This window comes from Gordonia malaquae NBRC 108250 (genome assembly GCF_000344135.1).
Taxonomy (GTDB): Bacteria; Actinomycetota; Actinomycetes; order Mycobacteriales; family Mycobacteriaceae; genus Gordonia; species Gordonia malaquae.
Genome location: NZ_BAOP01000005.1, coordinates 201624 through 207623 on the forward strand (window position 1 = coordinate 201624; position 6000 = coordinate 207623).

Here is a 6000-nt window from a genome sequence, read left to right on the forward strand (position 1 = left end):
TCCCACACCCGCCGGTCTCGACAGTCTGCGCTCGCTGTGAGCGTCGTGACAGGATCGTGGCGGGAGGAGTTTCGTGAGGATGACGTCGAACGCGGTATGGCGACTCTGCCATTTTGTCGTGGCGTTGTCGGCGCCGTGGCTGACCATCGCGATCTACTGGAACACTGCAGGGCCTTCGAGCATGGAGGAGGACGCCCGGCTGTCGGCGACGATCACCTTCGGCGCGGGGGTCGTGGCTCTCGGCCTGGCGTGCAATGCGGCTGTGCTGCGTCGACGAGGGGCCAGTGGCGGGGCCACGTGGACCTTTGTAGTCGCATGGCTGATGGTTGCCGGACTCTCGTTTGTGCTGGCACGCATGCTGACCGATCCAGCGGTATGCGCCGAGGCGCAGTTATGTCTTCCTGGCCTGGTGTTCTTCATGCCAGGGCTTCCCGTTGCGATGTTTCTGACCCTGGCGCTGATCGTTTCTGGTGGGCTTCACGGCGTGCTCGGAGGCTCGGCGCCGCCAGTCGATGGGATCGACGATGCGGATGCGCCGAGCGTTGGCGAGGGATAGGCACCACGAGACTCCTCAATCGTCATACGATCGGACTACTCGTCCGTCTCTCGAAGGGTGCACATGAACGTCTCCGGCCCCACCTCTGACGCAGGTGCGACATCTGACGACCAGGGGACCGGACACGGAGTGGTTCGCATCGCCTCCGTCGCCGCCTTGGGTGGACTGCTGTTCGGCTATGAGACATCCGTCATCAACGGGGCGACTAAGGCGCTTGAAGAAGACTTCGCGATCAACTCCGGTGCACTCGGTTTCGCCGTCGCCTCTGCGCTTCTCGGAGCAGCAGCAGGCGCCTTGACCGCGGGTCGGATCGCCGACCGGATCGGTCGTCTGATGGTGATGAAGATTGCCGCAGTGCTGTTCGTCCTCAGTGCTGTCGGCTGTGCCTTTGCGCCGTCCAGCTGGGGAACGGGCGGGCTGGTGCTCTTCATCGTGTTCCGCGTCGTCGGGGGATTCGCGGTCGGCGTCGCGTCGGTGATCGCGCCCGCCTACATCGCGGAGACGTCGCCTGCGGGTATCCGGGGCAGGCTCGGCTCCCTGCAGCAACTCGCGATCGTGCTCGGCATCTTCCTGTCGTTCTTGGTCAACCTCGCGCTGCGCAACATCGCCGGCGGTGCGAACGAAGTGCTGTGGCTCGGCATGGACGCCTGGCGGTGGATGTTCTTGATGATGGCTGTGCCCGCGATCCTCTACGGAGTGCTGTCGGGCACCATTCCGGAATCACCGCGCTACTTGATCTCGCAGCAACGACTTCCCGAAGCACGTGCCGTGCTCGAACGGCTTCTCGGTGCACGCGATCTCGAACTCACTATCGACAGCATCCGGGCGAGCATGAACAGCGAGAAGAAGCCGTCTTGGCGCGACCTCAAACGCCCGGCGGGTGGAATCTACCCGGTGGTCTGGATCGGTCTCCTGCTGTCGGTCTTTCAGCAGGCGGTCGGGATCAACGTGGTGTTCTACTACTCGAACGTGCTGTGGGAGGCCGCGGGCTTCGACGAGAGTCAGGCGTTCCTCACGTCCACGATCACCTCGGTCATCAACATCGCGACGACACTCGTCGCGATCGCCCTCGTCGATCGGGTGGGGCGTCGGCCACTGCTTCTCGTCGGCTCGGTCGGCATGACGGTGACGCTCGCCGCTGTGGCGGTGTGCTTCGGTCAGCTCACCGACAAGATCGAGAACGGTCAGGTAGTGATGAAGGACGGCGAGGCGGTGCAGACTCTGCCGGGCGCGTGGGGTGTCGTCGCGCTCATCGCCGCGAACGGCTTCGTCGTCTTCTTCGGCATGAGCTGGGGGCCGATGGTGTGGGTTCTGCTCGGTGAGATGTTCCCGAACAGGTTCCGCGCTGCGGCGCTGTCGGTCGCAGCGGCTGGACAATGGGCCGCGAATTGGGTCATCACCATGACCTTCCCGGCGATCAAGGACTTCAGTCTGACCTTCGGCTACTTCATGTACGCGGCGTTCGCCTTCTTGTCGTTCCTCTTCGTGGCCAAGTTCGTACCGGAGACGAAAGGACGGTCGCTGGAGGACATGGATCGTCTCGCCGGAGTGACCGACGACGCATAGTGACAACGGTTGGTGATAAGTTCGGCAATTGTGAGCCGCGCAACGTCAGTCAGCCTGTCCCTGCAAGCACGCGCCCAGCGCCCGGCGATGAAGGCGCTCGGCCTGCTTCCGCGCGGTGTGCTCGTCGCGCTCACTCGGGCCACCCGAACCAACTCCGACGGCGAGAGCCTCGCTCCCGAGATGGCGGTCATCGCGGTGGCCTCTCGGCACCTTCCGGGTGCGGCACTGCTGAACGGCGACGTCGCGCAGTCGCGGACGATCCTCGACCAGACGTCTGCATCGATGGCGCAGACGTTCCCGCCGTTCGCGATCGAAGAGGACCTGATCATTCCGTCCGCGGACGGTCCGATCCCCGCGACGCGATACCGAGTCAGCGAGTCCGGTGCCCGCGGCCTGATTGTGTTCCTGCATGGCGGAGGGTTCGTCGTGGGAAGTCGAGCCAGCCACGACTCACTGGTCCGGGCGTTGGCGGTCGCGTCTGGTGCCGACGTCCTGTCCGTCGACTACCGTCTCGCACCCGAGCACCAGTTCCCGGCAGCTGTGGACGACTCGGTCGCGGCCTTCCGATACGCCGTTGAGCAGGCGCCGACGTGGGGGCTCGACCCTCGCAGCATCGTCGTCGCGGGCGATTCGGCAGGCGGCAATCTGAGCGCGGTCGTCGCGCAGCAGGTGCGCGACGACGTTGTGCAGCCGTGCCTCCAACTCCTCATCTATCCCGTGACCGACGTGTCGACCAAGCGTGGGTCCATCAAGGAGTTCTCCGAAGGCCTGTTCCTCACCGAGGCGGACATGGAGTTCTTCATCGACACGTACCTTCCGTCACGAGACGACGTGGACGACCCGCGAGCGTCGCCGCTGAAGGGCGAACTGGCAGGACTCCCGCCGGCGTACGTTGTGGTCGCGGGCTTCGATCCGCTGCGAGACGAAGGACTTGATTACGCCGCGGCTCTTGAGAAGGCGGGCGTTGACGTGACGGTGAACCGTGCAGGCGGAATGATCCACGGGTTCGCGAACATGGGGCTGATCAGCCCGACCGCACGCGACGTGGTCGCCGCGATGGCTGCCGCTGCCGCGGCGGCGATGGACGCAGCTTCCTGACCTGCCGTCGCGTGGGGGAGGCTTCCTGAACGAACACAAAGATCGCCCGTCTCGCGCGAGACGGGCGATCTTTGTGTTGTTCAGATGGTGATCTTCACCTTCGGCATGGCTTGCGCGATCACGGCGCCGAAGGCGACGAGGCCGATCATGATCCACATCGCGATGCGGTAGGCGTCGTCGAAGCCGGACGACTCCGACACCGTGCTGTACACGGTGCCGATCACCGCGGCGCCCATCGCCACCGTCAGCGCCTGGACCGTGTTGAACACACCGGAGGCCGCGCCCGCCTGCTCGACCGGGACATCGTTGAGAACGAGCAGCCCGGCCGCGCCGACGATCAGTCCGAAACCGAGACCTGCGACTGTCAGAGCGACCGCGAACCAGATTCCCGGGTGGGCGGACCCGTTGGCGACGATCATCGAAGTCATGCCGGTGATCAGTACGGCCGCGCCGGCCTGGAGGACGTGCTTGCCGAACTTGGCCGCGAGCACTGTGGCCGACAGGCCTGCCGCGATCGGGACGGCCAACGAGAACGGGATCCACATGAGGCCGGTGTGCAACACGGACCAGCCCTGAGACAACTGGACGTGCAGGGATTGCACCAGGAAGTAGCCGCCCGTCGGGATCGACAGTGCTGCGAATGCGGCGAGCCCGGAGCGGAACGAGACCGTGCCGAACACCGACGGCGGGACCATGGGCACGGAGCCTGCACGTTCAGCGGCGACCTGACGAGCGCCGAACAGGGCCAGTCCCACCACACCGAGCGCGATCAGGACGAATCCCCATGCGGGCCAGTCGTTCTCAGGACCGAGGGTGATCGGAGCCATGATCGCGGCGAGCGAGCCTCCGAGCAGTGCGACAGAGCCGAGGGTGATCGGCGCCGGACGGTCGGCGTGAGTCTCCGGGATGAAGATTCGAGCGGCGATCACTGCGACGACGGCGATCGGGACGTTGATCAGGAATGCGGGACGCCATGAGAGGTCGAACCAGTCGCCGTTGGTGATCACTGCGCCCAGCACCGGTCCGGTGACTGCGGCGACACCGATGACCGAAGTGAACAGTCCCATGGCGCGGCCGCGTTCGGCCGGCGGGTAGAGGACCTGGATGTTGGTCAGGACCTGCGGAACCATCAATGCGGCTGCGGCGCCCTGGATGAGGCGGAACGTGACGAGCTGGGTCGGATCCGCGGCGAGACCACAGGCGAGGGACGCCGCACCGAAAGCGACGAGTCCAAGAATGAACAGTCGACGCCTGCCGTACCGGTCACCGAGGCGTGCGCCGAGAATCAGTCCGATCGCGTAGGCGAGCGGATAGCCTGCGACGATCCACTGCAGAGCGGCGGGGGAGGCCCCGAGGTCTTCTTGCAGAGTGTGGAGCGCGACGTTCACGATCGTCGCGTCCATGAGCTCCATGAACGACGCCGCGAGTAGACAGATGAGGGCGATCGTGCGCGCTCGTCCTCCGATGTTCGGGCCGGAATCGAGGGTCGGCGCGCCGGGCGCCGGGGTGTCTAGGGTGGTGCTCACGAGGTGCTCCTGCCGGTGAGTGGTCTTTCGGTCACCGATGACGTTACGAAGCAATGTGGACAACATCTGTCCGGTAAGATCGGGGACTATTCCGGTCATTTTCTGTCCGCTACCGGGGTGAGGATCACTGTATGGCCGACACGACGACGCGGACACTCAAGCTGCTTGCGCTCCTGCAGGCACATCGGCTGTGGGCGGCAGCCGAACTTGCTGATCGACTCGACACCACCGAGCGGACCGTGCGTCGCGACGTCGAACGACTCCGTGAACTCGGCTACCCGGTCGAGTCGGTGCGCGGTGCAGGTGGTGGCTATCAGCTCGCGCCGGGCGGCGCGCTGCCTCCGTTGGTGGTGGACGAGGGGGAGGCCGTCGCGATCGTTACGGCACTGCGGAGTGCGGCGTCGGGCCCTGCCGCAGGATTGGCGGAGGCGTCGGTCCGTGCGTTGGCGAAGGTGATGCAGGTGCTGCCGCCCAAACTTCGACGGCGAGCCGATGCCGTCCGCGCGATGAGCGTGACATTGCCGGGTGAAGCGGAAGTTCCGGTGCTCGATGCGGAGGCCCTGACGACGGTGGCGCTCGCGTGCCGTGACTCGACGGAACTCACTTTCGACTACGCGCCCGCGGCCCGGGACGGGCGGGTGCCCGGACGCCGTCGTGTGGAGCCGCTTCGTCTGGTCCCGGTGGGACGACGCTGGTACCTGCTCGCGTACGACCTCGACCGCCTCGACTGGCGCACCTTCCGACTGGACAGGCTCGCCGACGCCAAACCGGAGAAACGTCGTTTCGGTCCTCGGACGGTCCCCGGCGGGGACGCGGCGGCATACGTCCGGAACAGCTTGCGGGCGGGACGCGATCAGCATGTCGTGAGGCTGCTCGTGCACACCGACGCCGATCTGGTCCGGTCGCGGATCGGTCGTCACGCCGAGGTCGCCGACCATGCTGACGGCGCGGAGGTCACCATGCAGGTGGACGACGCGAGGTGGATCGCCGTCGCCATGGGCGGCCTCGACGCGGACTACGAGTTCATCGAGATCCCGCCCGCCGTGCTGCACGAGTTGCGGGGCCGCAATGCCCGCGAAGCGAGGGCCCTCTACCTCGCCGAACGCTGATCCTTCCTGCTCATCGAGCGGAGCTTACTCAGCTCATCGAGCGGGGCTTTCTCGGCTCATCGAGCGGAGTCGAGGTGTGCCAGATACGCGGCACCTCGCGGTGAGAGTTCGTATCCGACGTCGTGACTGATGGTGAGCCCGAGAG

Annotated in this window: 5 protein-coding genes; 4 read left to right on the forward strand and 1 reads right to left on the reverse strand. The window is 65.8% G+C overall.

Annotated elements, in window-relative coordinates; all coding sequences use genetic code 11:
* Positions 1-79: 79 nt before the first annotated feature.
* The 3 genes from GM1_RS05610 (at position 80) to GM1_RS05620 (ending at position 3220) form a co-directional block, all read left to right on the forward strand.
* Positions 80-556: a hypothetical protein gene (locus GM1_RS05610; RefSeq protein ID WP_008377241.1), complete on the forward strand. Its 477-nt coding sequence runs from the start codon at positions 80-82 to the stop codon at positions 554-556.
* Positions 557-619: 63 nt separating this feature from the next.
* Positions 620-2122, forward strand: coding sequence for a sugar porter family MFS transporter (locus GM1_RS05615; RefSeq protein WP_008377242.1), 1503 nt, complete (start codon positions 620-622; stop codon positions 2120-2122).
* A 30-nt stretch (positions 2123-2152) separates the two neighbouring features.
* Positions 2153-3220 (forward strand): alpha/beta hydrolase, encoded by a 1068-nt coding sequence (locus tag GM1_RS05620; RefSeq protein ID WP_008377243.1) that lies wholly within the window; start codon positions 2153-2155, stop codon positions 3218-3220.
* An 80-nt stretch (positions 3221-3300) separates the two neighbouring features.
* Here GM1_RS05620 and GM1_RS05625 read toward each other — a convergent pair whose 3' ends face one another.
* Positions 3301-4845, reverse strand: coding sequence for an MFS transporter (locus GM1_RS05625; protein ID WP_008377245.1), 1545 nt, complete (start codon positions 4843-4845; stop codon positions 3301-3303).
* 32 nt (positions 4846-4877) lie between these two features.
* On the opposite strand from GM1_RS05625, the gene GM1_RS05630 reads away from it, so the two are divergent.
* A complete protein-coding gene (locus tag GM1_RS05630) occupies positions 4878-5855 on the forward strand; it encodes a helix-turn-helix transcriptional regulator (protein WP_008377246.1) in 978 nt (325 codons plus the stop codon).
* Positions 5856-6000 lie beyond the last annotated feature (145 nt).

Bases quoted from the DNA above. Each gene is read 5' to 3' on its own strand.
- GM1_RS05610 (WP_008377241.1), top strand. From the start codon at position 80: ATGACGTCGAACGCGGTATGGCGACTCTGCCATTTTGTCGTGGCGTTG.
- GM1_RS05615 (WP_008377242.1), top strand. From the start codon at position 620: ATGAACGTCTCCGGCCCCACCTCTGACGCAGGTGCGACATCTGACGAC.
- GM1_RS05625 (WP_008377245.1), bottom strand. From the start codon at position 4,845: ATGACCGGAATAGTCCCCGATCTTACCGGACAGATGTTGTCCACATTG.
- GM1_RS05630 (WP_008377246.1), top strand. From the start codon at position 4,878: ATGGCCGACACGACGACGCGGACACTCAAGCTGCTTGCGCTCCTGCAG.